The organism is Trinickia sp. Y13, from assembly GCF_029522115.1.
In the GTDB taxonomy this organism is placed as follows: Bacteria; Pseudomonadota; Gammaproteobacteria; order Burkholderiales; family Burkholderiaceae; genus Trinickia.
This window is the reverse complement of sequence record NZ_JAKWFK010000018.1, coordinates 54592-80947: the sequence shown is the minus strand read 5'-3', so window position 1 is coordinate 80947 and position 26356 is coordinate 54592. Positions and strand designations below refer to the sequence as shown.

The window sequence follows — 26356 nt, the reverse complement described above, 5'->3', positions numbered from 1 at the left end:
CGCCCCGAGGGCGGGTGCTGGCACGTCCTTTACCGAACCGCCATAGGTTCCGATCGCAGTGCGGACCGGGTTGCACAGGACGATCTCTCTATTGCTCATGAATATGCTCCTCACAGGGACGGGGTGTTAATCATGCCGCGCGCCGGATCGTGCCGGACAGCGAAGTGCCCGGTGCGACGGTGTTAAAAACGGTGCCGTACTTCTTCACGTTCTGATGCAACAGATCGAGTTGACGATCGTTCTCATCGGTATCGACAACGATTTCGTAGTCGATGGACTCGAGACGCGGCGGTTTGTCCTGTCGGACGCCATGCACATGCACTTCGACGCTGCGGAACTGGAATTTCAGAATGGGGGCGACACGCTCGATGTTCTTGATCATGCATGCTGACAGCGCGGCGAGCAGCAGTTCAGCCGGGTTGAACGCGTCTTTGCGACCATCCAGACCCGTGTCGAGGGAGATCGATGCCTCCTTGCAGTGTGCGACACTGCCGTGCGCATCGCTGCGTTGAGCGTGAACGAGAAAAGTCATCTTTGGCTGCGCGTCAGTCATCGGACCATACTCCATGTTTTGTCTGGCTATACGCAAGACGCAGAGCCAAAGACTGTCGCGCCTCCGCGCCCAAATCTTGGCAATATCGGCTCCCCGATCGCCCACTCATCGGGGACTCAGTCGGTGCCCCGTCTTGCATATTCCTGAGCACCGGGACCATGATGTCGGCGGGCGCAACTTTACGGCTTGATGCAAGTCAACGAGCGGATTCCGTCCGAGGAGCGGGCTGACGTAGGTGGTACCCGAGCCTTCATGAAAGAGACTCCGCTCGAACGGCGAAGCGATTGAGGCGAAGCGGTCGATGAAAGACGAGGAGCAGCCGTGAACGATATCAATGGGGCAGCCAGCCGAAAGGCGAGGTGAACGCGTTCGCACTGCGCGAGCTGGGCACGTTGGCACTTGCCTACCGAAGGGGAAGGGTATCGAAGCAAGAGCTGGGACGAGTTCGCGGCATCTGACGCGCCAACGCTCGAATTTGTCTTCACCGTGTGCGACAAGGCCGGTGGCGAAGTCTGCCCGATCTGGCCCGGTCAACCGATTACTGCGCGTTGGGGCGTGACCGACCCGGCCGATGTCGAGGGTCCCCAACGAGCAGAAGCAGCAGGCCATGCACGACGCGGTGCTTACGCTGAAGCTGAAGCGTCGGATCGACCTGCTGCTGTCATTGCCACTTACCAAACTCGATAACGTCGCGCTCGAGAAGTCGGTGCGCGAGACCGGCCAACAGTAAATCTGGATGCTTTGACATGACCACGAACGTACTGATCCTCTGTACCCACAACTCGGCGCGTAGCGTGCTGTAGGAAGGAATGCTCAATCCCGCCGCTGGTCGGCCTGCTGCTGGGCATGTCCGCTATCACGGTGCCGTGGGCCACGCTGCTTACGTCGGTCGTGCTCTACATCGTCATCCCGGTGATCATCGCGCAGATCTTGCGCAAGCGGCTGCTCGCGCACGGCCAAGCTGCATTCGAAGCCGCGATGGCAAAGATCGGTCCCTGGTCGATCACCGCGCCGCTGGCCACGCTGGTGCTGCTGTTCGCGTTCCAGGGCGAAGCGATCCTGAAGCAGCCGCTGGGTGCAGCCGGCGAGCGGGCGCAACCTTGATTCCTTTCGATAGAAACAATACAAGCAGTTGACCGATACGGGAAAAGCGCAATGAGCCCAATGCGTGCAGCGTCAATTGCGCGTCAATACTTTTTTGCCGTAGGCGGCACCATGGTTTGATTCGCGCAGCGAAAGGCAAATCGTCAAAGAATAATTCGCCGGAGCTTAAGAGAAGCTTAAGGATGCTGCTTCGCGCGCAGCCGCGCACGATTCGCGAAGTTTTATATCAGTTGAATTGAAGAATTTGGCGTAGGTGCCGTTATCCCCATTTACCGCACCAAGGAGGGCGGCCTTATGACTACGACAAATCAACGTGCAGGATTGCGCAAACGTTTGGCAATGCAATTGCATCGGCGTAAGGCTTTACGGCGCATGGGATGGGTGCCGCTTGCTTCGATGATGATGACGCTTGCGGCATGTGGCGGCGGCGCAAGTTCGTCAGGGAGTGCATCAGCGACTTCCCCCGTCGCCGCAGTTGCTTCGCTATCTGGTACGGCAATCGACAGCCCGATCGCGAACGCGCAGATCGTCTTCACCTCGGGGGCGCCACAAGGTGTCGCTGGTGCGACCGTGATCGGGACGGTGACGGCCGGCACCGACGGTTCGTTCACCGGCAGTGTGAAGGTCCCGGCCACCAGCACGCCGATCTTTGCGAACGCGACCGATCCGAATCAGACCTCCCTTGTTCTGTCGAGCTATCTCGGCGCAGGGTCTGCAATCACGTCCGCGGGGACGCTCAGTGCGAACGAGCTGCCCGACCTCGACATCACCCCCGTGACGACCGCAGCCTTGGCGGTCTATGCCCAGGTGAACGGCGGAGCGTATTCGAATTTGGCACACAGCGGCTATCGGACGACGCTGCGGACATACCGCGGCGACATTCTCGTCATCGCCTCGGCGATCAAGGCAGTGGGCGACAAGCTGTGTACCCCGTCGGCCAGTATTACGTCGACGACGAACCTGGCGGCTGCCATTGCGGCAGCGTCGAATTTGACCTCGGGCAATTCGACGACGCTTGCCTCTGCTGCTGCTGCATTGGGAGGCGATTGCGCGACCGCGCTGACGACGTTGCAACAAGCCATAACGTCCGACGATGTGTTCGGTCCGCAGTTGTCCACGGGCGATGCGCTGGAGTCGGGCGCATCGGCCGTGCCGCCCGGCGCATATCAACTGCAGGCGCTCGTCGCCGAAACGGGGCTGAGTGCCAGTCTGACGGCGGGGAACGTCGGTTCTACGCCGGCCAACGTCGCGGCCGCGAGCGTCGTAGCCGATACCGCGCTGACGGTAGCGAGCGATGGAACGATTACTTCGACGGACGGCAACGTGACGGGCGCCGTTCGCGGCAGTTTGATCAAGCTGTCCGTAAAGTCGGGCGCGCAGACGTATCGGTTGCGCGGCAAACTCGGCACGGTGCCGAGCGCGCTCGTGACGGGCGGCAGCGCATTTGCCGTGCAAGGAGGCGGAGTCAATGCCGGCACGAACGTCTTGACGAATTTTTCGGCAGTGCTGGCCGCGAGCGGTGCGGTTCCCGTTTGGAACGGCGTCGCCGTGCCCGCTGGAAGCAGCGATGACGCGGGCGTATCTTGCACGGCGGGCCAGCCGATTCGTTTGAGCGGCTTTGTGCCGGGGGTGGGCGGTGGCGTGCTGGGCGAATGCGTTGTGCCGACGGCGGGCGGATGGACGATGTCGAGCCCGGCGTCGGTGCGGGGCGAGTTCGACTTCAACTTTGCGACGAAAGACATGCCTAGCGCAACACCGACGTTGACGGCGACGACATGGATCCCGGCGACGTCGGCTGCCTTCATTCTGACGGACGCTTCGGCGAGCTTGGCGCTGAATGCCGGAAGTGTCGCACCCGTCAGCGGTACGGGCTACTACGTCATGGGTTCGCGGTCGATCGTTTTCGCCACCGCCACGGCCAACGGGGCTTTCGTGGTCTCGGAGAACCCGCTTATGAAGGCGGGCGACGTGGGCGATAGCGCCGATAACTAAAGCCGACAGCAGTGGGCGATTTCGGCGCTGACGTGCCGGAATCTTCCCAAAGCTATCTGCGCCAGGCCGCCCGATGAGCGCCGCGCCTATCGCCAAGCGCACGCTAAACCATTACTCGGTCAACTTCATACTTGGCTGAGCGAAGTGCTCGACACGCTCTCGCGCAAATCCGATTCGAGCCGGGCGATTCTTACGCGCTGAACTGTTGGGCGGCGCTAACGCGCTATTGCGATGACGGGCGACTCGAAATCGACAATTTGCCAGTTGAGCACGCCCTGCGTGGGGTGCCGATCGGTTGCCGGAGTTACCTCTTTGCGGGTGCCGATTCTGGGGGGCAAGGTCAGTCCTAACGCGGCCGTAGGTTGGCCGTCCGCGATCCCGGTTATTACCATGAAGGCGGCGGATCGGTAAGGTATTGTCGACAGGATCAAGTTGCTTTGAGCCAGTGGCGCGCCACATCCAATAAGCGGCTTACATAGCCCCACTCATTGTCGAACCACAGCATCAGATTCACCAGACGATGGCCGCTGACGTGGGTCTGCGTGCCGTCGATGATCGCGGAATGCGGGTCGTGATTGAAGTCGATGGAAGCATGCGGTTCATTCGAATACGCGATGAGGCCTGCATAGGGACCGGCCGCTGCGCTTTTCAAAAGATCGTTGATGCTGGCGGCACTCACGTCTCGTCCTACCGACAACACGATGTCGATCGACGACACATTGTGTGTCGGCACGCGGATCGCCTTGGCATGCACGCGACTCTTGAGTTCCGGAAGCACGCGTTCCACGCCGCGAGCGAGGCCCGTTGAAACTGGCACGATCGATTGCATCGCCGAACGCGTTCTGCGCAGGTCGGGATGGTGATAGCCGTCGATCAGCGGCTGGTCGTTCATTACCGAATGCAGCGTCGTGAGCTGCACCTGCTCTATGTTCAACTCTCGGTGCAGAAGAGAAAGTACCGGCACGACCGCGTTGGTCGTGCACGACGCGTTCGACACCAGGCGCTCCTTGCCCGAGAGGGTGCTGTGATTTGTGCCGAATACGACAGTCGCGTCGACATCCGCGGCGCTGTCGCCCGGATGCGAGAGCAGTAGCCGCGCGCAGCCGGCGTCGAGAAAACGAGTCAGCGATGCCCGATCGCCGTAACGGCCGGAACACTCGACGAGTAGATCGATTTCGAGGCCTCGCCAGTCGACGCCCTCGGGTATGGTCTCGTGAAATACCGGGATCGCATCGCCGTCGAGGAGCAACGCGCCTTCCCCGACCTCGACCTTTCCCGGGAAGCGTCCGTGAGTAGAATCAAAGCGCGTCAGGTACGCCATGCTCGACAGATCGGCGGGTTCGTTGATGCCCGAGATCCTGAACGCATCACGGAAGCCCGACTCATATATCGCCCGCAGGAAGCAACGGCCGACGCGACCGTATCCGTTGATCGCGATATGCATCGGTGCGGGGAACATGGCAGACACGGCACGATTCCTTAAGGATGAAAGTCACAATTCTATCGCGCACGCTTGCGCCATCGAGGCCGAATGGCATTGTCAAGTTGGCGCGAAGGCGTTCGTGAAATGAAGCGACCAAGGAACGCAAAATCGCTCTATCACAGCGATCGCGTTTCCCCGCCGTCGTGATGTTCGCCGGCCGACCCGCATGAATAGGTTATTGCTCACGGCCTGGCTTCGGAGAAGCGCCATCCTCCGCGATTTTTTCTAAGTATCGGTAAATGGTTGCCGACGAGCAGCCAAGCCGGTGTGCAACTTCCTTGACGGCGCTCCGTACGCGGCAGAATCCTTTGGCGTCCAATTTCCTCACTATTTCGTAACGATGGTGGTGTTGAGCCAACCGTCAGTGTCCGGCGAGGCGTCCAATGCTGTTTCGCAGCCTCAAGACGAAATGGCTGCCGTCGGTGGGTTACATTTCTGCACAGGAGGCACACCGGAATATCCGTACCGACCGGACGATAACCTCATAAACATTGGCATGGTGGGACACATCGTCTCGGTTTGGATTTCGGGCGCCGAAGTTCGCGCGAACACTTACACTTACTCATTTTCTTGAAATAAATCGGTGCTCAGGTATCTGAGACCCGAATCGATCATGACGGTTGCGACTGTCGCGCCAGGGCCCAGGCGCTTTGCCACGCGCAGCGCAGCGATGGCATTCAGTCCCGACGACGTGCCGGCGAGGATGCCTTCCTCGCGGGCCAGGCGGCGGCACATCAGGGCCGCTTCCTCCGTCGATGCGGATTCGATTGCGTCAACCTCGGCCGGTCGCCAGTGCGGAGGAATGAACCCGATGCCGATACCTTCGATCCGGTGTGACCCTTTCGGTCGACTGGACAGGATGGCCGATTCGGCTGGCTCGGCAGCAGCAACGTAGAGCTTGGAATTGTGTCGGCGCAGGACTTCCATCACGCCGTTAAGCGAGTGAGCGGAGCCTACCGATTGAACGAACGCATCGACCTTGCCTTCGGTCTGGCTCCAAATCTCCTCCGCCATCGAGTGATATCCGGTCGCCGCATCCCGGTTGTTCAGTTGATCAAACCACCAATGCTGCGGCTCTTCACTGATTCGCCGGGCGGTGTCGATCATCGTCCGGATCAGGTCCTCGGTGATTTTCTTGTTGTCGCTAGGGATGGAGATGATCTGGGCACCCAAAGCCCGGGTGGTTCGCGTCTTCTCTTCGCTGAAAGCGTCCGAGGTCACGATCTTGAGGCGGTAGCCTTTAGCGGCACAGACGAGTGCCAGCGAGGCACCGGTCGAGCCTCCGGTGTATTCGACGACCGTGCTTCCGGGCTGCAACCTGCCGTCCATTTCCGCAGCCTCGATCGCGGCTCGGGCCATCCTGTCTTTCATGTTGCCGGTCGGGTTCGCGCCTTCCAGTTTGACGACGACACGGGCGTAGCCGGACGGCACGACGCTTCGGAGCTGGACCAGGGGCGTGTTGCCGATGGCTTCGAGTACATTCATGGCGATATTCATCGTTACCTCTTTTCCGGGCGCCGACTGAGCAGGCTATCTGACTAACACGTGATCGACCGCGCGTTCGGGCCAAGGTGCTGTGCGCCACATCCAGCACGCACCTCACCGGGTTATCCAACAGCGGTATGTCCTGCACCGCATGCCATGGTTGCTCTGCCGGCTCAGTTGACGGGCGCAGTGTGCTTCAGCCCCAGCATTTCCATCGGCTCGATAGTGGGCGGCACGGCCAGCAGTTCGCCCGCCCTGGCCGCAATTCGGCGAGGGCCGGGGCACGTGAACACTTTACAAGCCAAGCACGCGCCCCAGATACTGTCTCGAATGACATTTTTAATATCGATCGAGCCATGAATATCACAATTCTCGCGCTGGAAGGCTGTTTCGATACCGGGCTCACCAGCGTTCTCGACGCCCTGACTGCCGCTAACGAACTGGCACTAGTGATGGGCATTCAAACCCCTGGCTATCAGGTAAGCATCGTGGGCATGCGTCGTGAGGTCCGCACCGCGCAAGGCCTGCGTATCCCCGTAACCCCTTATCGCCCAAGCCCCCAGCCGGACTGGGTGATTGTGCCGGCACTGGGTACCAAGATGCCCGAAACGCTAGTGCCCGCGCTTGATCGGCCCGACGTACGCGACGCCGTCGCTGCGCTGCGCGAGTGGGCTGCCGAGGGGACGAGCATCGCGGCCGCCTGCATTGGCACCTTTGTGCTGGCCGAAAGTGGCCTGCTCGATGGCGGTGAGGCCACAACAACCTGGTGGCTCACTCCGCTATTCCGCCAACGCTACCCGCGCGTGCATCTTGATGCGCACCGCATCATCATTCCGAGCGGCAAGCTGTTGACGGCTGGTGCGGGCTTCAGCCACGTCGACCTGGCACTCTGGCTGATTCGCCAGAACAACCCCAAACTGGCCAGTCTCGTGGCACGCTATCTGATTGTCGATAGCCGTCCGTCGCAAGGCACCTACATGATCTCGGCGCATCTCGCGCACGCCGATCCACTGATCGAACGCTTCGACCACTGGATTCGCGACCGTCTCGATCAACCGGTCACCCTGGACGCCGCCGCAGCGGCCCTGGCGACCAGCAAGCGCACTCTGACGCGACGCATGCGCGACACGCTCGGCAAAACCCCGATCTCATATATCCAGGACCTGCGCGTCGAGCGTGCCGCCCATTTACTGAGGACCAGCAATCACAGCGTGGAACGCATCGCCGAAATGGTGGGTTACTCAGACGGCACGACCCTGCGCACGCTGCTTCGGCGTCGCCTGGGGCAGGGAATACGGGACTTGCGACGCCAGGACGCGTGCTAGCTGTCACTGCCGATTTAAATAGGACCCCAAAGTGGCTCAGCATTACTTGCGCGCGGAATGACTTCGGAGACCAAGGCAAACGCGGTCGGAATGATGACCGCAGAGGCAAGCCCGCCGAAGATTCGCAGCGCGATTGCGATTGCCAACGTCGGCGCGAAAACGATGCCGACGCCGTCGATTGCAAACGACAGCAGCGCGATCAGTAGAAGGCGGCTGCGATCGATCCGGTCCGACAGATAGCTCAGGAACGGGGCCGCGATGGCATAAGCGAACGCATGACTCCACGGGCATGCGAGAAAGCTGAGCACGCAGCTTCGAAGATTTTTTTCGAGACGTCTTTTGGGAAATTATTCGCCAACTGCGCCGCGTCGTTTTCAATATCTACCGCTGTCATTCCGGTTAGTGTGTCGATTATCTCCTCGACCTTCTGCGTCGACCGCGCTACCCGTGTCCCATGAAAGAAACCTAGCGCGGCTGGCGCGCATTCGAATGCGTGTCGCACGACTCTCAAGTCGGTACTGGTGCAGGGAGTTGCGCCGCTTCAGGATAAATGCGGTGAAACGCCGCAGTGCGTAAAAGCTGGTCATCACCAGCATCATCAGAGAAATATTTGACACAGAGAAAGATCAACATCCATGGTCGCGGCAATCATGAATACGTTAAGCCGACGTAACGAATGGCTTCGTCGGCTTGGCGCCCGTGCCGCGGATAGCGAGCATCTTAAAGCTTCCGGGCCATTTGTTTCGACATACGAATGGGTGGAGGAATGATGAAATCAAAATTAGTGCGCAAGACCTTGGTGGCGGCAGCGATCGTCCTGTCTATTCCCGCATTTGCCGCGGGGGGGGCTGGTGGTGGCGGTGGTGGTGGTGGTCAAGGCGGGCAGGGCATGGGTGCCGCGGCCGCCGGCCCGAGCGCTAGCAGCAAGCAGCAAGCTCGCGCTATGCAGCAAGAGCGCAATCAGGAACGCCACCGTAATCAATCCGGGGACCGATTGGGAGACCAGACGCGTCTGCGCGATAAAAAGACGCTACAGGACCGGACCCGCGATAAGGATCAAACCCGCGATAAGGATCAAACCCGCGATAAGGATCAAACCCGCGATAAGGATCAAACCCGCGATAAGGATCAAACCCGCGATAAGGATCAAACGCGCGATAAGGATCAGACGCGAGATCAATTGAGTAAGTGAACCGGAACGTTAGGTTATGTCCAGCTGCTTCTGGCTTTGCCATGGCGCGGGTGCGCAATAGTTAATGTTCCGCATCGATGCGGAAGCGACGCGCCCTGCCGCCGGGAAGCCTGACGCTGCCGTCTGTTTGGGCGAGATATCGCCGCAGATAATGCGGGTGAAAAAATGAAGAGATCATTGGGAGTTGGCGCTGGGTTGCTATCAATGCTGGCAGTCCTTGCCGGATGCGGCGGTGGTGGAGACGCGGCTCTGCAAACCGTACCATCAACGCCGTACACCCCGTCAGACGATGTGGTGACATGCAAGCCCGGGGCGGATGTGACTGGTGTTTGGAAAGCGATTGCGAATAACGGGACTTATATCCCGGATTCAACCTATCTCACGTTTTTCAGTTACAACCAGCCTTCGATTAACAGCACAGGGCTGGTTGTGTTTCGCGGACGCGCCAAATCGGCGACCGGCGACAGCGGCGGCAGTGGCGGCAGTGGCGGCAGTGGCGGCAGTGGCGGTGCCATGGAGCGGGGCGTGTTCGCAGTCGACGCATGCCTGAGCGGACCGAAGATCTACACCGTCGCCGATACAAATACTGCCGTGCCGGCGCCGAACAGCACGGGCGCAACGTACAACGAGTTCCCGTCGATCCCTCGCATCGACATCGACTCGGGAGTGCTTGCCACCCGTGGGCAATCCACCCCTGTGTGGACGTTGGCCGACGGTACGAAGGTCGGCACGAGCGGCATTTATGTCGAGATGCCACAGGGGTTCATGACGGGTGTCGGATTGCTGGGCAATCTGAGTGACTTCTCGTACATGCAGGTCCCCAATGCGAGCACCAGTGGCGTCAAATTCGATCAATTCCCGGGCTCGCCTACCGTGACCCAGGGACACTATGTTGCGTTCAAGGGCAATTACACGGACGGCTCCACGTCGAAGACGGGTATTTACTACCGCGATCTCAATATCGACGGCTCCGCGGTTCACGTCATTGCCGACACGAACATGACGATCCCCGGTACGTCTACGACGTTCGGATCAACCGCACCACCAAGCGCAGCCGGCGGGCAGGTCGCCTTCGTCGGGCTCGACAACGAGGACGCGCCAACGGCGGGCGGCATCTATCTTGCCGCGGTAGCGGACAGGCCGGCGCTTACCGCGCTTGTGCAGATCGGCTCGACCGTGGTGCCCGACGCTGCTGGCAATCCGCTCACCGGCAATCCGACGTTCAGTCAGCTGGGCGAAGGTCTGTCCTTCGACGGCCGCTACATCTCCTTTTGGGGAGCGTGGGGCACGCAAGACCCGAACAACATGCGGCAGGTGACGCTCACATGCCCGACCGACGGTAACGACGGAATGCGCGCAGCCTGTCTCGAGCAGTATCCGTCGGGCCAAACTCAGAAGGCGGTTGCGATCGACCAGGGCATCTTCGTCTACGACCTGCAGACCGGCAAGGTGACAATGGCCGCCCGCGCCGGCGCGACGGAAATGTTTCAGGATTTCCTTTACTGGGTGTTTTCCGGGCATGGCGCGACCGGTGGTTCGGGTTCCGGCACGTCCGGTCCGACAGATGCGGAGCCGCCGCGCTGGCGTTCGTCCGCGTTCACCGCGGTTGATAGCGAACGCGGAGTGCTCTTCAAGGGTTCGCTGTCGTCCGCAGGCGGCGCCACGCCGCCGGCTTCCGGCATCTATGGTGCCGCGTATACAGGCGGGGCGCCGGGCGCGGTATTCAAGCTAGTCGAAGTGGGTGACGACATGACGGCGATCGATCATGCGGCGCCGGCAGGCTCAGCCGTCACGGCGCTTGGGATCGAGCGCGAAGCGTTGCGCCGCGGCTGGCTTACCCTCACCGCATCCTCTCTGGATCCGGCGGGTGAGAGCTGGGGTGGTGTGTACGCAACCTACTTTCCCAGTGCGTTTCGCGTGAACGGGGCGGTCGTGCCAGGCGCGATGCCGACACTGGGCCTGGGCGGCTAGGTTTGTTGTCCGCGGCGTGCCACACGGTCCTACACGGCACGCCGCAGCAGACCAAGCGGGATAAGTACCGGCCATGAAACTGCGGGTCGTGCATACGGCTCGATCGATACGGCCACCGGTGCTGCCGGTTGTGGCCAGCGCCAGCCTGGAATTAGCGTGAACAGGCCCTAGTACTTCAACGGCGCGGTTCGGCCGACCAGTGCGCGGCCAACTCGGGGAAGTCGGTGAATACGCGAGTCCTGCCTTTGGGCGTCGGCCCGAACGCTTCCCGCTCCATAGTGTCATTGACGATACCCGTCGCCCACGTCTGGGCGCCTTCGGAGGCGTCCACGCCCGCCTTTGTATCGTCAAGCACGAAGCTTACGTCCGGTTGTTGGCCGAGTCGCGCAGCCCCGGTTCTATACCCCTCCGGGTTGGGCTTTGCGGGCACCTCGTCTACCGTAACGACGAGTCGGTCGGGGAAGTACCGGTCCAACCGTGTTTGACGGAGCAGTTTCCCGGCGTTCTGCGCGACGCTATTGGTCACGATTGCGAACGGCACCTTCTTTTCTTGGGCCAATGTCAGAAAGTCATGGACGCCGTCCCTCGCATGTATCGGGTTTCTCTCGATCAGTTCCCGGAAAATTTCATCCCTGCGATCGGCCAAAACTTTTGCTTCTTGCGGTGTGCAAGATTTGCCAGCGCGCTTGGCGAGCATCATGACGATTTCGGGATTGCTGCCGGTGAGGGCATCGGCCTCATGCGGTTCGAGCGTGAGATTAAACTGTTCTCGGCAGAGGAGAACCCAAGCAACGGCCTGAAATTTCGCGCTATCGACCAGGGTGCCGTCGAGGTCGAGTAACACCGCCTGTGGGGGAGGCGCGTTCTCATCTTTTCCCGTCACGGCATGCAAAAAGCTGAGGGGGCTTCGCCGGCCCGCCGCCGCAAGCCCGCCCAACTGGGCTGATGGCTCGCCACGCTGTTGCGGCTGTAGGGCGTTCGTGAACGTGGGGTTTTTTCCGGGGATTCCGGACGTCGAACCCGCACCAATGTTGTCGGATGTGTCTCCAATTCTCATCTTGATCCTCTTTTGGAAGTGCAATGACAAGCGCGGATAGCGCTGCAAACGAGCGAGCTTTCGATTGCTCGACGCGCTTGCGTCGATTTCGCTCACGCGCGGGCTGAGCCCGCGTGCTGCTCCGTGTGCGGCTCAACCGCAGGTTCGCAGTGCGGGGTGGCCGCATGTGGATCGATAATCGAGGCGCTATGCTAGGCGCTCGGAACTGGTGCAATAAGGCAGAAAAACGAAGCGATGGATGCGCACGCGAATTCCTCTTCCAGTGAACGCGCGTGGATGTGTGGATCTTTCGGCCAGCACCTGCGCAAGCAGCCGCCGATTCGGCGACGACATGCCGAACCGTTCGGGAAGGTTCATCGGACATTGGTGCATCGGTTGAATCACCGAGATTCCCGACGCGAACAGCGCTTGATGCATGCGCGATGCTGCGCCCGGTTCTGCCTTGCACCTGCGGAACGCGTCGCCGGCAACCTGTGAAGAAAACAAGTTCGGTGGCGCGAGGCGGGACTAGCGTGAACGTAACACCCGCTCCGAGTGTTGCGGATGGATTATCGACTTATCGTGTTCCCGATGGGCCGGTGCTCGGAAGAAGCGGGGGAAACCAAACTTGCTTACTCTAGCGGGCGTGGCGTCGCAATCGTGTTGCTTTCCCGGTTAGAGGTCGTGCGATCAGGTTTTATGCACTTGTCACCCGGATGCACGTCGAGCCCCCAATCTCCCTGCTCGTACCAATCATCGCCCAGCAATTCGACCGGGTGCTGAGTGCGGCTTTGCCCATTGCCGCAGCGCATGTCGTCCGCGGCGCAATAGTGGTCACAACCCCAGCAGAGGCGCTCGGGATGCATTGGATGCAACGGAATTACCTTGGCCATGCGGATGCTCCAACCCTACGGCAAAAACTCAGGGAGGATTATCCGACTTCTCTATACGGCGCCGCTGTGTCAGAAGGACGCATCGTATGCAATTCAACGCTGGCGCGTCACGAGATCCGTTCCGCAAAGCAGGAACGTCTTATGTGAGGCAAGGGGACAAAAAGCCGCATTGTGTCTCCGTCTGTCGGCGCGCGATCCGCTGCGAGCCGACAATCGCTCGGTCTTCACTTGCTCCACAGGACAGCGTGGACATTCCCATTCGCCGTTGTCGCATCTCCGACCACGTCCCCGTTCTCGTTGATCCCCAGCGCTTCGCTGAACACTCCATCGGGCAGCGTGCCAGTGGAGCTCGAGGCGCTCCTCCATCGATACGCCCTCGCGTCGAGAAGCCGAGGTTGAGCCAAATGTCGCGCGTTGCGCCGGTCGTCGGGATGCCTCTGAGATCCGAATACGTTTCAGTCCTGAAACAAGGATGCGCCTACATACGAGCGAGCGCGTCGGCTTCGCCAGGATGCTCGAGTTCAATGCCGTGCTGCACGTCCCGCAAGAGCCTCAGGACAAGCGGTGCCAAGCGTTCCACCTCTGGCTGCATGCTGTCGCTGGTGGATGTGCTGACGTTCAGCACATAGGTTGCGTCAACGAGCCGCAACGGTGTGGCGAGCGCCACGACTTCAGGTTGCCACGACACTGCGCAATAGCCGTTCGCGGCGATTTCATCCGACGCAAGCTCGATGGCCTTTGCGATGTGCGGCCATTGCGCGCCGTGCTTGCGCTTGAAAAAAGCAAGCAAGTCCTTGCGTTGCGCATCCGCAAGCGTTGCCAAATAGGCGCGGCCAAGCGAAGTCAGCTCCATCGGGACTCGCTGGCCCGATACCACCTTGCGTAGCGCCACTCTCCGGCTATATCGAATCGACTCCAAATACACCATTTCGTCCCGGTCGGGCGCCGCGAGGCCGACGTTGATTCGCTGGCTTTCGGCAAGCGCGCGCATCAGGGGCGCAGCGATCTTCAGCAGCGTCGACCCCGTCTTCATCGCATGCGACAGGCTCAATACCGCGGGCGCCAAGCGGTATGCGCGCGTCGCGCGATCGGCCTGAAGGTAGCCGGCGCCCGTCAAGGTTTGCGCGAGGCGGGTCACGGTCGCGCGCGAAAGACCCGTACGTTCCGCCAGTTCCCCGTTTCCGAGTACTTCCGATCCCGGCCGAAAGGCGCGAAGGATCTCGATGCCGCGCTCCAGGGAGCGATTTCCCGGCGAGCGGCCCGGTTTGCTCTGGGCAAGGGGCTTCGGAGTCTTGTGCGAGCTTTGATTCGACATGAAATGAATTTCGAGGCAACTTTATTCTGAAGAAAGGGTGGCGGGGCCGACCCTTTGGGAAGCCTACTCCAGAATTTCATTGTTTGAAAATCCGCTATCGGATTTGGGACGACTCCCCACTAGACTGGCTACACCCTGATCGAACGGGCGACGCATGCGTCGCAGCCGGAGTGGCGGGGCATAAGATCGAATCGTATTCAGGAGACGAACATGCTGGCTGTCGTGCGCAAGGGCCTCATCGGCTTGGGGATCGTGGTGGCTTCAACCTGTATCGCGGCGCCCGCCGCGCAGGCGGCCTTCCCCGACCAGCCGGTTCACATCGTCGTACCGTTCGCGCCTGGCGGCGGCACCGACCTGATATCGCGGGCGCTAAGCGTCGGCATGGCGAGCACGCTCGGGCAGCCCGTCGTCATCGATAATCGTCCCGGCGCGGGCACCATCATCGGCGCCAACGAGGTCGCGCGCAGCAAGCCGGATGGCTACACGCTCGTGATGCACACGTTCGCGTTCGTCGTCAATCCCAGTCTGCACAAGCAGTTGCCCTATTCGACCGACAAAGGGTTCGCAGCCGTTTCGCTGATTGCGCGGGGCCCGACCGTTCTGGTGGTTCCTGCAAACAGCCCATTCAAATCGGTGAAAGACATCGTCGATGCTGCCCGCGCGCATCCCGGCAACTTGACGTTCGCTACGCAAGGGATCGGCACGTCGGCCGACATGGCGGGAGAACTGCTCGAGAACCTGGCCAAGGTCACTCTAACGCAAGTGCCGTTCAAGGGAGCCGGTCCTGCACTGACGGATCTGCTCGGCGGTCACGTGCAAATGATGTTCGGTACGGCGGCCGCGGTTTCCGATCTGATCAAGTCCGGCAAGCTGCGTGCTCTGGCGGTCACGTCCCCCGAGCCGTCGCCGGCTTTCCCCGGCGTTCCCACCGTGGCCCAAACCGTCCCCGGCTATTCGATCGAAGCTTGGTATGGCCTATTCGCCCCAGCCGGAACGCCACCGGCGGTCATCGACAAGCTGCGCAGTGCAGCGGTACAGGCGACGCAGACACCCGCATTCGCGGAAAAAATCAAGCATGAGGGGTTGACCGTGACAGCGAGCACGCCCCAAGCGCTCCAAGACTTCGTGCAGGCCGAGCAAGCGCGGTGGCACAAGGTCATCGTCGAAAACCATATCGAAACCAACTAACGGCGGTCAGCGCCGGGCACCTCATGAACTACGAACTCATCGACTATCAGTGCGAGGCGTCGGTCGCCACGATCACATTCAATCGTCCCGACAGGCGAAATGCCATGAGCGACGAGATGCGCACTGAATTCATCGACGCGCTCGAAATCGTTGCGAGCGACAAGCGCATCCGGGCCCTCGTCCTCACTGGCGCCGGGAAGGCATTTTGTGCGGGCGGGGATATCGCCGGGATGCAGCGGCGGATGAGCGCGCCGCCGGGTGAGGTGGCCTTCAACGGCTGGCATCGTCAGCAACGCGTGCATCGCACGCAGACGCTCTTGTACTCGATGCCGAAGCCGACCATCGCGGCGGTCAATGGCGCGGCGGCGGGCCTCGGCGCGGATGTCGCGCTGGCCTGCGATTTCATCATCGCCAGCGAATATGCGAGCTTCACATGGTCATACGTGCTTCGCGGGATCATCCCGGACGGCGGCGGCATGTACTTTCTGCCGCGCCGGGTAGGACCCTCGAAAGCCAAGGAACTCGTCTTTACTGGGCGCAAGGTTTCGTGCGACGAGGCACTGCGGTTGGGCATTGCCGATCGTCTCGCTACATCGGGCGATTTATTGGCGGACGCCCGCGAATGGGCGAGCGAACTGAGTGCGGCATCTCCGACCGCTCTCGCGTTGGCCAAGGGCATTCTCAACAAAACGTACGAATCGTCCGTGTATGAGATCTTCGCTCAGGGCAGCCAGGCGCAGGGCATGTGCTACACGAGCACCGAGCACCATGAGGCGGTGCAGGCGTTCCTTTCCAAATCCGCAGCGCAGGGATGACCGACATGGATGTCATTCATCGCTTGTTGAAGCCCCGTAGCGTCGCTGTCATCGGCGCATCCGCCGATCCTGCAAAAACCGCGGGCCGTCCGGTCTCCTATTTGCTCAAACACCATTTCGCCGGCGATATCTATCCGGTCAATCCCAAGGTCAGCGCCATTGGCGATTTGCCCTGCTACCAAAGTGTCGACGCGCTGCCCGCGGTGCCGGATGTAGGCATCGTCTTGCTCGGAGCCGAGCGTGCACACGAGGCAGTGCGGGATCTCTCGCGGCGCGGCACGGCGGCGGCAATCGTGCTTGCCAGCGGCTACAAGGAAATCGGCGGTGAGGGCGAGCGCCGCCAGAAGGAGCTGATCGATGCGGCGGGTCCGATGCGCTTGCTCGGGCCGAACACGATCGGCCTCGTCAACCTGACCGACGGCATTGTGCTGTCGGCCACGGGGGCGCTGGAGATGGAGCGTTTTCCGGTCGGGTCCGTCGGCGTGGTTTCGCAAAGCGGCGGGATCCTGGGTGCGTTTCTGTCGAGAGCGTCGGCACGCGGCATCGGGGTATCGAAACTCATTTCCACCAGCAACGAAGCCGATCTCGAACTAGCGGACTTCGTCGATCATCTGGTGGACGACAGCGCCACGAGGGTGATCGCACTGTACATGGAGACCGTGCGCAATCCCGTCAAATTCAGGATGGCGGCGCTACGCGCAGCGCGTGCCGGCAAGCCGATCGTCGCGTTCAAGGTCGGGCGTTCCGAGGCGGGCGCGAAAGCCGCCGTATCCCACACCGGTGCCATGGCCGGTGCGGACCGAATGTACGATGCGCTATTCAAGCAGGTCGGCGTCATTCGGGCACAAAGCTTCGACGACTTGCTCGACGTGTCTTCCGCTTTGGCGACGGGACGACGATTGCATGGCCGGCGCATTGCGGTCCTGACCTCGACGGGCGGAGCCGGGACGCTCGTGTCCGATGAGCTCGGGCTGGGCGTTTTCGAAACGCCCGCTCCGGACGAAACCACGGCTCATGCGCTGCGTGCGTTGCAGACGGGGGATCATGCGGTGCTGGATCGGAACCCTATCGACGTGACGTTGGCAGGCCTGCGTCCCGATCTATTGCGTGGAGCGATTCGCGCGCTGCTGGAAAGTGCCGGCTACGACGCGCTCATCTCCATCGTCGGGTCGTCGGCGCTCTCGATGCCGGAGCTAGTCGTCGGCGCGATCCAAGATTGCATGGATGCGTCCGATAAGCCGGTCTTGGCCTACGTCAGCCCGTATGCACCGGAAATCCGCGCGCTGCTCAACAACCGAGGCGTTCCCGCGCTCACCACCGCGCAAGGGTGTGCTGCCGTGCTCGGCGCCATGTGGCAGCACGGGCAGTGGAAAGATGCAGGCGACGAGCCGCCGATCGAGCCGGTCGACTTGAGCGATCTGCCGATAGGCGCGCTCGACGAAGCGAAGGCCAAGGCGCTGTTCTCGCGGTTCGGTATTGGCGCGCCGCGCGAAGCCGTGGTTCGCGACGCGCAAGAGGCCGAGGCGGCAGCGGTGTCGCTTGGGCGGCGCGTGGCACTCAAGCTTTTGGCTTCCGAAACCACGCATAAGAGCGATGTCGGTGGCGTAGCGCTCAACCTTGACGCAACGAATATCGGCGCGCGCCTGGAAGCGATGTGCGAAGAAGTCGCTCGAAAGGCCGGCTTCCGTCCCGACCGCTTTCTCGTCCAGGAGATGGTGACGGGCGGTGTCGAATTGATTCTCGGTATGCATCGTGATTCGCTCGGTACGGCGATTTTGCTCGGTGCCGGGGGAACTGGCGCCGAACTGCTGCAGGACACCACGCTGCGTTTGCTGCCGCCGCAAGGTGGCTTGCGACCGGAGGATGCCCGGGCCATGTTGCTCGAACTGAAGACGTGGCCCCTCCTAGACGGCTATCGCGGAGCCGAGAAGGCCGATGTCGAGGCGCTAGTCGCCACGGTAGTGGGATTTTCTCGAATGGTGGCGCAGTTGGGCGAGCGCTTGCTCGTGGCCGAGATCAATCCGGTGATCGTCCTGCCGATGGGGCAGGGTGTACGCGCGGTCGATGGCGTAGCCATCTTGCAAGACTGATCGTGTGAAGGGGCGTGGCGCGTATCGGCCAGCGCCTCGCAACGACCGCGATCAATCAACTGCATCGCATTCGTGGACGCTATGCGTTGTGCACGATGTGCATCGGAGTTGGCCAGGGCGTGGCGGTCGTATTGGAGCGCGTCTGATGCGTGCGCATTCGGTGGATCGCCGAACGCGCAGCGGCGCAGCGGTATTGCAGTGGTGGGGCAGTTGCACCACGATTGGCGGGAGTAGGTTGATATGTACGTGACACAAGCTCTGGCGCGCTACGCCGCTTCATTGCAGAAGGCGCCCCCTCCCGAGGAGGTGCTTCACCACGCGAAGCGAGCGGTCGTCGATTGGTTCGCCTCGGCGTTTGCGGGTTTGAGCGTATCGCCGGTGCCGATGCTCGAGCGAGTCTTGGCCGACGATCTGGGCCACGGGGCCGCTACTTTGTTGCGAGGTGGGGCCGCGACGCCCCGCGCGGCCGCTTTGATCCACGGCGCCGCTGCGCACGCGGCCGAGGTCGACGACAGCTTCCGAGACGCGATGTACCACCCCGGCGCCGCGACGGTGGCTGCTGCGCTCGCTGCCGCACAGCAGGCGGGTTGCAGTGGCCTGCGGTTCCTGCGCGGTGTCATTGCGGGGTATGAGATCTCGACTCGGATCGGCGTTGCGCTGGGCCGATCTCACTACCTTTACTGGCACAACAGCGGCACGGTCGGAACGTTTGGCGCGGCCGCGGCCGCTGGCGTCGTTCTGGGGCTCGACGAAGCCGGCCACGCGCATGCGCTGGCGACTGCGGCGACCTTCGCGGCTGGTTTGCAGCAGGCATTCAGAACGGATTCGATGTCCAAGCCGCTCCATACCGGCCGAGCCGCCGAAGGCGGATGTTTGGCGGCGCAACTCGCGGCTGCGGGCGTCACCGGAGGTGCGGACGTGCTCGAGGGCGATAGCGGGTTCGGGGTAGCGATGAGCGACGAAGCCGATTGGTCCCACGTCGCCTGCACTTTGGGCCGCGACTTTCATATCGCGCGGCTCACGGTCAAGAATCATGTCGGGTGCGGCCACACTTTTGCGGCGGTCGATGCCGCGTTGGAATTGCGCCGCGCTCACCCGTTCGCCATCGAGGACATTAGCGGCATCGCCATCGAGACTTACCGTCCCGCCCTCGACATCGCCTGCCACGTGTTACCCGAGACGGCGAACGAGGCCCGCTTCAGTATGCGCTATGTGGTTGCGACCGCGCTCGTAGATGGCAGCTTACGTCAGCAAGCCTACACGCCTGCGCGGATGGCCGATCCCGTCGTGCGTCGGTTGATGGCATGCACGCAAGTCGCTGTGGATCCGGAATTGGACGATGCCTTTCCACGGGAGCGATCAGCGAGGGTCACGTTGACGCTGACCGACGGGACGCGTCTCGTGCATCTTCAGCGCCATCGCAAAGGCGATCCAGAGTTGCCGCTCCGCGATGACGAACTGAACGCGAAGTTCATCGAATTGGTGGCCCCCGTCGTTGGTGAAACGCCCGCGCGAGAATTGCTTGCGCAACTGTGGCGCCTGGAACTCAGATCCGACGTGCTGGGTCTAGGTCGGCCGTGATGTCGGTTGGGCGCCAACGGCGACGCGTCGATAGCCGGGTGCGCCGAACGACGAACACGGATAGGCACGTCGGATTCGAGCTTGACGATGTGCCGGAGTGAATGGGATCGAGCGCTGGTTCGACCGAGATATAAGAGAGAGTGGAGACAAAGATGACTGCGAACGCTTGGAACAAGCGGGACATTTGGGCCGGTTTGCTACTGGTGGTGTTGGGGGGCGCCGTCTGCTACCAAAGCCGAAGCTACGGCATCGGCACCCTGGGGCAGATGGGGCCGGGATTCTTTCCCGCTGCGCTCGGCGTGCTTCTGCTGATCGTTGGCGCGTTGATTGCCGTGACTTCGAAAGATGCCGCCGTGCTGACTAGGCCGTCGGCCGCGGCGTGGCGCGGCGCCGCTCTGGTTCTGCTGTCGGTGCTCGCCTTCGTCGCCGCCGCGGCGCATCTCGGCTTGCTGCCCGCGACGTTCTCCGCCGTTGCCATCGCGGGTTTCGCGGATCGCCGCAACAGCTTGCGCGACGTACTGGCGATGGCCGGTGTGCTCACGCTCTTCTGCTATGTCGTATTCATCTGGGGGCTGCATCTGCAGCTGCCGGCGTTTAGCTGGGAGTGGTGATCATGCACCAGACCATCATGGATCTGCTTTACGGATTTGGTGTTGCTTTGCAGCCGTCGCACCTCATGTGGGCAGTTGTCGGCGTATTGCTGGGTAACTTGATCGGTGTGTTGCCCGGAATGGGGCCGATCACGGCCATCTCGATCTTATTGCCGCTGACGTATTTCATGGCGTCGGTGCCGGCCATCATCATGCTCGCGGGCATCTTCTACGGATCGCAATACGGAGGCGCGATCGGGGCCATTCTGCTGAATTTGCCGAGCCATCCACCGCATGCGGTCACTTGCATCGACGGCTATCCGCTTACGCGCGCGGGTAAGGGCGGCGCCGCATTGGGTGTCGCAATGCTCTCGTCGTTCTTCGCCGCCAGCATCGGCATCTTGGTCATGATCTTCATGTCTCCGTTGCTGGTCAGGGTAGCTTTCAAGTTTGGACCGACAGAGATCGCGTCGATCATGGTGTTGGGCCTGATCGCAGGATCGACGATGTCTCGAGGCTCACCGCTCAAAGGCATCGCGACCACACTGTTCGGGCTGCTGTGCGGCACGGTTGGCACCGACCTGATCACGGGTACCTTCCGGTTCACCTTTGGCGTCGCATCGCTGTACGACGGCGTGGAACTCGGGGCGATATGCATGGGCGTGTTCGCGATCGCCGACTTCCTGATGCACGTCAACCGGGAAAAGATCGTCGAAGCGAGGCCGAAAGTGCGCGCGCGCGACATGCGGCCATCGCTGGCCGACTTGCGCAAGGCGGTGGCTCCGACACTTCGCGGCACGTTGATCGGGGTGCTGTTCGGAGGCATGCCCGGTACCGGGCCGACGATCACGACGTTCATCGCCTACGCATTCGAACGGAAGATCGCAAAAGATCCGAGCAGGTTCGGCAAGGGCGCAATCGAAGGGGTGGCGAGTCCCGAGGCCGCATCGCATTCCAAGACGCAAGTGGACTTCATCCCTACGATGACACTCGGTATCCCCGGGGATGCAGTCATGGCGCTCATCATGGGCGCATTGATCTTGAAGGGTATACAGCCGGGGCCGCTGCTGATCATCGATCACCGCGACATCTTTTGGGGATTGATTGCGAGCTTTTGGATCGGCAATTTGATCTTGATGATTCTTAACGTGCCGCTCATCGGAGTGTGGGTCAAGATGCTCCAAGTGCCGTATCGGATCCTCTATCCGGCCGCTGTGTTCTTCGTGTGCGTGGGCGTGTACAGCATGCGCAACGATTTGTTCGACGTTGCATCGGTGGCGGCGTTCGGTGTCGTTGGAGCATTGTTCATGGCGCTGGATTTTCCGGTCGCGCCGATCCTTCTCGGCTTCGTGCTCGGCCCGATGCTGGAATCGAACGTCCGTCGCGCGCTCTTGCTCTCGCACGGCGATCTTGGCGTGTTTCTGCATCGTCCCATCAGCGCAACCGTCCTCGGATTGGCGGCGATCATCCCGGGCTGGCAGGTCGGGTCCTTTCTCATATGGGGATCGGATTCTCTGTTCATGCGACTGCGAGCACGCGCGCAATACAGGCTCACGAACGGGCAAGAATGATGGCCGCCTGCGGCTGAAATCCACGCGTCGCTAGCTTCACGCATAGCGGCCTGAACGCACCCCCTGACGAGAAACACATCTGAATGACATGCGCCGCGTAGGCCGCGGCGCAGCGATGGCGCGCGCGCGATCCGCCCATTTCGAGCTTCGTTTTAAAAAGGAGGGAATGACGTCGTTTGCATGTTTTCGGTTAGGCCGTTGTTTCATACAAAAAACACTATCGATAGTCGATATTTGGAGATCGCTTGATGAAGAAAACGCTTATCACACTCGCTGCGCTGAGCACATTTGCTGGGATTGCCAAGGCACAGAGTACCGTCACGCTTTATGGCATTGCCGACGCCGGCGTCTTATACACCAGCAACGTGAACACGCCTAAAGGCGGCAAGTCGCTCTGGCAATTGGCCAGTGGAAACGCATCCGGCTCGCGCTGGGGCTTCAAGGGCAGCGAGGACTTAGGCGGGGGGCTGAAAGCGATATTTCAACTCGAAAACGGATTTGGCATCAACAACGGTACCTTTGGCCAAGGCGGGCGCCTGTTTGGCCGGCAAGCCTTTGTCGGTCTTTCCAGCGCCGAGTTCGGCGCCCTGACGATGGGCCGCCAATACAATGCGATGCAAGATTTCGTCGAGCCATTCGCGGCGGCCGGATGGTCGCTCGCGCAATTGGCCACACATCCATTCGACAATGACAATCTGGATAATACGTTTCGCACCGACAATTCGATCAAATTTTCGTCACGTGTCATTTCCGGCTTCCAGGCAGAGGCGATGTACGCCTTTTCAAATTCGACGAACTTCGCGAATAATCGCTCCTATAGTGTCGGCGCGACTTATGTGAACGGGCCTTTGAAATTCGGAGCCGGCTATGCCCGCATGCAGAGTCCCGGCGCCATCGGTGGGGCGGTGGTGGGCAACCCCTCTTCGAGCGGGGTGTCCGATCCGCTTATCAGTGGCTCGCGAGTCGATCAATGGGGCGCAGCCGGATCGTATGTGTACGGGCCGGCAACCGTGAGGCTCTTGTACACGGGTTCCCTCTACACCGACTCGTCGACGCCGCTGACGGCCACGCGTGGGTCCATTCACTTCCATAACTTCGACGGTAGCGTTTCGTATCGGTTGACGCCTACGGTCGTGCTGGCGCTGGCGGAATCGTATACCGGCGTCAGTCAGGCGGGTGATTCCGGGCACTATCTGCAAACCAGTGCCGGTGCGGACTATTTATTGTCGAAACGCACGGACCTGTATGCAAATGTGTTCTATCAAAAGACGTCCGGCAATCTGCACGCCTCCATCAATGCCGCAGGCGGGACCGCTAGCGGCTCGGCGCAAACGGCTGTCGTGATCGGTATGCGTCACAGGTTCTGACGTCGTCGTTGGTCGACGACGCTGGATGGAACGCAGAGAGCCCGTGTTTTGCGCCGACGAACTCGGGCCGCTCTACACTCCCTCCTATTGCCCCGATGTCCGCCCGCCGAACGTGTCGGACGGCGGACGGCGGACGAGAGACGGCGTGGATTGCGGATAGCGAAACGCCGGGTTCATCGGCTCGCCATGCCTCGGCCCGTGGCCGTCTCAGCCCAGCGTCAGCGCATGCCATCTACCGTCGACGTAGCGGGCCATGTTCGAGCGATCGAACCGCCATAAATGCAACCAGCCGTTTTCGACGAGGCGGTGCAGCGCCTCGCGCTCGTGCAGCACGCACTCGATTGCATTTTCCGAAGCGTCGATAATCGCGGTCATTCGAAGCGGCTCATGTACCCAGCGCCTTCCATCGTGTACCGACTGGCGGGCCAGCCCGATTCGGAGGTCGCCGCCGTTGCCCTCGAACACGCCGATCCGCCCCCCCACGACGTTATGCAGGACCTTGTTCCCGCTGCCCAGATGCACCGGGTCGCATGTCGACGCGTGATACTGCCAGTTGATCCAGTGAGCCACGAGCAGCGGCCCTGTCATCAACGATTCCAGCAAGCTACCGTCCGGGTCACGGTTCGGGTCGTAGTCGTGCAAGAAACAACGTCCGTCCAAAGTCGCGCCATAGGTGCGATGGCGTGGTGCGATGATGCATGCGGCATTACCGGCAAGCCCCCACTCCGGCCGTGTCTGTGCGCCATCGTTGGCTCGACGGCGCAGCAGCGTGAGCAGTTGGGCGCCCGCAGTTCGAGGATCGATATCGAGACTGGCGGCGCGCTCGCGGCGAACCTGGTCGCCAGCTTGAGCAAAAACGCGCTGCATGCGGTTCCAGCGCTCGAGGGCAACTGGCGACAACAAATCCAGGTCGAAGCCCTCGACTTCATCGGTGGTGGTGTTGTGCAGGGCGGCCACGAAGACGGTTTCGTGCGGGATGGCAATGCCGCTGCGCTTGAGTCCCTCGCGAACGGCAGCATCGTTGAGCAGTAGCGCCAACGCGCGCGCGTTCACTTCGCCCGTCTGACCGCAGCAGGCGCCGCAATCCAATGACGCCGCGTGGGCATTGTTGCTGCTTTGACTGCCGTGGCCGACGAACAGCACGAGAGGCGCCAGATGCCGGTCCAGCCCGATCGCATGGAGCACGCGCGCCGCGAGCTCGACCTTCGTGTCGATATCCAAATCGCCGAGCGTTGGGCGGCAGATTGCTCTGTAACGTGCAGGTAGTCCCGTCAAATCGTCTCGCCCCCGCGGGTCGTCTGAGGGGGCGAACCATTGTGCAAGTTTTCCGGCATATCCCAGCCCAGCTGCCTCGACAAACGAAAACGCGGCGTTGGGCCAGCGGCCGAGTGCTTGCCCCTGCTCCGAAAGCGCAAATCGACGTCTTCTGCCTCGACGCGCTCTGTCGCGCAGGGTCGCATCGCCTTCCGCCCGATCGGCGTCAGACGCAATGATGCGATCGGTCAACGCCAGTGAAGGCGCGAGCAGCGCTGGCAGTTGAGGTCTCGACGCCGACGCGCCAAGCGGCGCGTAGGCAACGGGTAGGCCGAAGAAGCCCGCGAAACCGACCGTTTGCACGGCTGGCCACACGGCCTCTATGGCGCGGCGCATCCGTTCGCTGCGGACGTCGATACAAAAGGCCGCCTGCACTTCGATCGAATGGCTGGGGACCGCTGTCGCGCGAGACGAGGATGTCATGCTGAGCTTACGTGCGAGTTGCCGTTGATAGCCGGTTTCGAGGGCCACCTGCCAAACCTCGTCGATAACCAGCATCTCTTGCGCGTGCCGTAGCACCGCGGCAGCGTCGCGCCACTGGGCCTGCAATGCCGAAAACGCCCGGCGAGCATTCGAGGCCCCTTTGCTTTCGAGCAAGATCACGCCCCAAGCCAGGCGAATGGCCAGCAAGTCCCGCAAATGCGGGTCGGTTTCGCCGGCCAACTTGGCCTGCCAGCCAAGATAGGCGCACCATGAAGCCCAACCGTTGACGGTGAGCAGGACGGCTTCCAAATAATCGGCCCACACCTCGGGCGGCAAGCCCACGCGCTGCAAGACCCACGTTTCAGCTTGGCGGCGGTCGACGGGAATCTTGTCTAGCCACTTGCCGAGCTCGGGTATTCCCATCAGTGTTCCGATGCCATGATCGTGCGTGATCGTGTTGCGCCAAAAGGCATAGAGCCCGCCAGATCGATCGGGCTGCCACTCCGCCTGGCTGTCATCGAAGTAGGCGGCGCACGTTTGACCGATCTGATGCGTCACCGCCTGCCTGTAAGTTAAGCAATTGTCGCGCGTGGGGGCGTCATCCAGCACGTCGATTAGAAGCGGCAAACGCGGCGGATTGTCGTCGCAGTCCAATGCGTCGATGCACTGTTTTGCCGTCAACGCGTTCGCGCGCGCAGCCGGCAGCGAAGCGAGGGCATAGGCAAGATCCGCGTGTGCGATGCGCTCTTTGCTCCACGCATCCGCAATGTAGCGGCGAGACGGAAACAACCGAATGCCCCCCAGGACGGCCATGCGTGCCGCGACGAGCCGCACCGGCCGACCTGTCCGTGCCCAATGCGGATTGACGGCAATGGCGCGATCTAGCGGCCACGCAGGCGCAATCGACCCGCATGCGCGTTCGCAAGCGGCCTCGATTTGAGCAGTCAATTCGTGTCCGGGCACGCCCGCGGGCGCATGACGGTCGACCCACGATTCTTCCGGGTTGTGGCGCGAAAGGTCATCGCGCAATCCCAAGGCTTCCATATGATTTCCCAATGCTCAATGTCG

General features: G+C 61.5%; 20 protein-coding genes and 4 pseudogenes. 15 read left to right on the top strand and 9 right to left on the bottom strand.

All coding sequences use genetic code 11. The annotated features are described in order from the left end of the window. Positions 1-130: 130 nt before the first annotated feature. Positions 131-553, bottom strand: a complete 423-nt coding sequence (locus MMB74_RS24230) for an OsmC family protein (protein ID WP_277431198.1) — start codon at positions 551-553, stop codon at positions 131-133. Between the two features lie 338 nt (positions 554-891). Between MMB74_RS24230 and MMB74_RS24225 the strand changes: the two are divergent. The 4 genes and pseudogenes from MMB74_RS24225 to MMB74_RS24210 all read left to right on the top strand — a co-directional run. Continuing rightward, positions 892-1283: pseudogene (locus tag MMB74_RS24225) on the top strand (arsenate reductase ArsC); the annotation flags it as partial. A 92-nt stretch (positions 1284-1375) separates the two neighbouring features. Then, positions 1376-1627: pseudogene (locus MMB74_RS24220) on the top strand (arsenical-resistance protein); the annotation flags it as partial. Positions 1628-1951: 324 nt separating this feature from the next. Continuing rightward, positions 1952-3649: a hypothetical protein gene (locus MMB74_RS24215; RefSeq protein WP_277431197.1), complete on the top strand. Its 1698-nt coding sequence runs from the start codon at positions 1952-1954 to the stop codon at positions 3647-3649. 63 nt (positions 3650-3712) lie between these two features. Next, positions 3713-3987: pseudogene (locus MMB74_RS24210) on the top strand (transposase); the annotation flags it as partial. Positions 3988-4076: 89 nt separating this feature from the next. Here the strand turns inward: MMB74_RS24210 and MMB74_RS24205 are convergent. Both MMB74_RS24205 and MMB74_RS24200 read right to left on the bottom strand, forming a co-directional pair. After that, entirely contained in the window at positions 4077-5108 is a 1032-nt protein-coding gene (locus MMB74_RS24205; RefSeq protein ID WP_277431205.1) for a glyceraldehyde 3-phosphate dehydrogenase NAD-binding domain-containing protein, read from the bottom strand. Positions 5109-5690: 582 nt separating this feature from the next. Then, on the bottom strand, positions 5691-6629 hold the full coding sequence (locus MMB74_RS24200; protein WP_277431196.1) for a cysteine synthase family protein: 939 nt from the start codon (positions 6627-6629) through the stop codon (positions 5691-5693). Positions 6630-6973: 344 nt separating this feature from the next. Between MMB74_RS24200 and MMB74_RS24195 the strand changes: the two genes are divergently transcribed. Next, entirely contained in the window at positions 6974-7942 is a 969-nt protein-coding gene (locus MMB74_RS24195) for a helix-turn-helix domain-containing protein (RefSeq protein WP_277431195.1), read from the top strand. Between the two features lie 14 nt (positions 7943-7956). Here the strand turns inward: MMB74_RS24195 and MMB74_RS24190 are convergent, their stop codons facing one another. Next, on the bottom strand, positions 7957-8250 hold the full coding sequence (locus tag MMB74_RS24190) for an MFS transporter (protein ID WP_277431194.1): 294 nt from the start codon (positions 8248-8250) through the stop codon (positions 7957-7959). 458 nt (positions 8251-8708) lie between these two features. On the opposite strand from MMB74_RS24190, the gene MMB74_RS24185 reads away from it, so the two are divergent. Then, positions 8709-9134 carry a hypothetical protein gene (locus tag MMB74_RS24185; RefSeq protein ID WP_277431193.1) on the top strand — a complete coding sequence of 142 codons (426 nt, stop codon included), beginning with the start codon at positions 8709-8711 and terminating at the stop codon, positions 9132-9134. Between the two features lie 204 nt (positions 9135-9338). Next, on the top strand, positions 9339-11105 hold the full coding sequence (locus MMB74_RS24180; RefSeq protein WP_277431192.1) for a hypothetical protein: 1767 nt from the start codon (positions 9339-9341) through the stop codon (positions 11103-11105). 175 nt (positions 11106-11280) lie between these two features. Here the strand turns inward: MMB74_RS24180 and MMB74_RS24175 are convergent, their stop codons facing one another. The 4 genes from MMB74_RS24175 to MMB74_RS24160 all read right to left on the bottom strand — a co-directional run bounded on the left by MMB74_RS24175 (position 11281) and on the right by MMB74_RS24160 (position 14349). Continuing rightward, positions 11281-12258 carry an HAD family phosphatase gene (locus MMB74_RS24175; protein ID WP_277431191.1) on the bottom strand — a complete coding sequence of 326 codons (978 nt, stop codon included), beginning with the start codon at positions 12256-12258 and terminating at the stop codon, positions 11281-11283. Between the two features lie 515 nt (positions 12259-12773). Next, positions 12774-13034, bottom strand: coding sequence for a DUF3079 domain-containing protein (locus MMB74_RS24170; protein WP_277431190.1), 261 nt, complete (start codon positions 13032-13034; stop codon positions 12774-12776). Positions 13035-13258: 224 nt separating this feature from the next. After that, on the bottom strand, positions 13259-13357 hold the full coding sequence (locus MMB74_RS24165) for a hypothetical protein (protein WP_277431204.1): 99 nt from the start codon (positions 13355-13357) through the stop codon (positions 13259-13261). A 155-nt stretch (positions 13358-13512) separates the two neighbouring features. Next, positions 13513-14349 carry a helix-turn-helix domain-containing protein gene (locus MMB74_RS24160; RefSeq protein WP_277431189.1) on the bottom strand — a complete coding sequence of 279 codons (837 nt, stop codon included), beginning with the start codon at positions 14347-14349 and terminating at the stop codon, positions 13513-13515. A 210-nt stretch (positions 14350-14559) separates the two neighbouring features. Here MMB74_RS24160 and MMB74_RS24155 point away from each other — a divergent pair, with 210 nt between their 5' ends. The 8 genes and pseudogenes from MMB74_RS24155 (at position 14560) to MMB74_RS24120 (ending at position 23551) form a co-directional block, all read left to right on the top strand. Next, complete coding sequence (locus MMB74_RS24155) at positions 14560-15537, top strand: tripartite tricarboxylate transporter substrate binding protein (protein WP_277431188.1); 978 nt, start codon at positions 14560-14562, stop codon at positions 15535-15537. Positions 15538-15560: 23 nt separating this feature from the next. Then, positions 15561-16352, top strand: coding sequence for an enoyl-CoA hydratase/isomerase family protein (locus MMB74_RS24150; RefSeq protein ID WP_277431187.1), 792 nt, complete (start codon positions 15561-15563; stop codon positions 16350-16352). Between the two features lie 5 nt (positions 16353-16357). Then, the gene (locus MMB74_RS24145) at positions 16358-18442 is read left to right on the top strand and encodes an acetate--CoA ligase family protein (protein WP_277431186.1); all 2085 of its coding nucleotides are present in this window, start codon (positions 16358-16360) and stop codon (positions 18440-18442) included. A 26-nt stretch (positions 18443-18468) separates the two neighbouring features. Continuing rightward, positions 18469-18588 (top strand): annotated as a pseudogene (locus tag MMB74_RS24140) (hypothetical protein); the annotation flags it as partial. A 94-nt stretch (positions 18589-18682) separates the two neighbouring features. After that, positions 18683-20023 (top strand): MmgE/PrpD family protein, encoded by a 1341-nt coding sequence (locus MMB74_RS24135; protein ID WP_277431185.1) that lies wholly within the window; start codon positions 18683-18685, stop codon positions 20021-20023. Positions 20024-20175: 152 nt separating this feature from the next. Continuing rightward, positions 20176-20634 carry a tripartite tricarboxylate transporter TctB family protein gene (locus tag MMB74_RS24130; protein WP_277431184.1) on the top strand — a complete coding sequence of 153 codons (459 nt, stop codon included), beginning with the start codon at positions 20176-20178 and terminating at the stop codon, positions 20632-20634. 2 nt (positions 20635-20636) lie between these two features. Continuing rightward, positions 20637-22184: a tripartite tricarboxylate transporter permease gene (locus MMB74_RS24125; protein WP_277431183.1), complete on the top strand. Its 1548-nt coding sequence runs from the start codon at positions 20637-20639 to the stop codon at positions 22182-22184. Positions 22185-22432: 248 nt separating this feature from the next. Further along, on the top strand, positions 22433-23551 hold the full coding sequence (locus MMB74_RS24120) for a porin (RefSeq protein ID WP_277431182.1): 1119 nt from the start codon (positions 22433-22435) through the stop codon (positions 23549-23551). Positions 23552-23758: 207 nt separating this feature from the next. On the opposite strand, the gene MMB74_RS24115 is transcribed toward MMB74_RS24120, so the two are convergent. After that, complete coding sequence (locus MMB74_RS24115; protein ID WP_277431181.1) at positions 23759-26332, bottom strand: DUF2309 domain-containing protein; 2574 nt, start codon at positions 26330-26332, stop codon at positions 23759-23761. Positions 26333-26356: the final 24 nt, after the last annotated feature.

Coding starts and splice junctions, on each gene's coding strand:
- MMB74_RS24230 (WP_277431198.1), bottom strand. CDS start 553: ATGACTGACGCGCAGCCAAAGATGACTTTTCTCGTTCACGCTCAACGC.
- MMB74_RS24215 (WP_277431197.1), top strand. CDS start 1,952: ATGACTACGACAAATCAACGTGCAGGATTGCGCAAACGTTTGGCAATG.
- MMB74_RS24205 (WP_277431205.1), bottom strand. CDS start 5,108: ATGTTCCCCGCACCGATGCATATCGCGATCAACGGATACGGTCGCGTC.
- MMB74_RS24200 (WP_277431196.1), bottom strand. CDS start 6,629: ATGAATATCGCCATGAATGTACTCGAAGCCATCGGCAACACGCCCCTG.
- MMB74_RS24195 (WP_277431195.1), top strand. CDS start 6,974: ATGAATATCACAATTCTCGCGCTGGAAGGCTGTTTCGATACCGGGCTC.
- MMB74_RS24185 (WP_277431193.1), top strand. CDS start 8,709: ATGATGAAATCAAAATTAGTGCGCAAGACCTTGGTGGCGGCAGCGATC.
- MMB74_RS24180 (WP_277431192.1), top strand. CDS start 9,339: ATGCTGGCAGTCCTTGCCGGATGCGGCGGTGGTGGAGACGCGGCTCTG.
- MMB74_RS24170 (WP_277431190.1), bottom strand. CDS start 13,034: ATGGCCAAGGTAATTCCGTTGCATCCAATGCATCCCGAGCGCCTCTGC.
- MMB74_RS24160 (WP_277431189.1), bottom strand. CDS start 14,349: ATGTCGAATCAAAGCTCGCACAAGACTCCGAAGCCCCTTGCCCAGAGC.
- MMB74_RS24155 (WP_277431188.1), top strand. CDS start 14,560: ATGCTGGCTGTCGTGCGCAAGGGCCTCATCGGCTTGGGGATCGTGGTG.
- MMB74_RS24150 (WP_277431187.1), top strand. CDS start 15,561: ATGAACTACGAACTCATCGACTATCAGTGCGAGGCGTCGGTCGCCACG.
- MMB74_RS24145 (WP_277431186.1), top strand. CDS start 16,358: ATGGATGTCATTCATCGCTTGTTGAAGCCCCGTAGCGTCGCTGTCATC.
- MMB74_RS24135 (WP_277431185.1), top strand. CDS start 18,683: ATGTACGTGACACAAGCTCTGGCGCGCTACGCCGCTTCATTGCAGAAG.
- MMB74_RS24130 (WP_277431184.1), top strand. CDS start 20,176: ATGACTGCGAACGCTTGGAACAAGCGGGACATTTGGGCCGGTTTGCTA.
- MMB74_RS24125 (WP_277431183.1), top strand. CDS start 20,637: ATGCACCAGACCATCATGGATCTGCTTTACGGATTTGGTGTTGCTTTG.
- MMB74_RS24120 (WP_277431182.1), top strand. CDS start 22,433: ATGAAGAAAACGCTTATCACACTCGCTGCGCTGAGCACATTTGCTGGG.
- MMB74_RS24115 (WP_277431181.1), bottom strand. CDS start 26,332: ATGGAAGCCTTGGGATTGCGCGATGACCTTTCGCGCCACAACCCGGAA.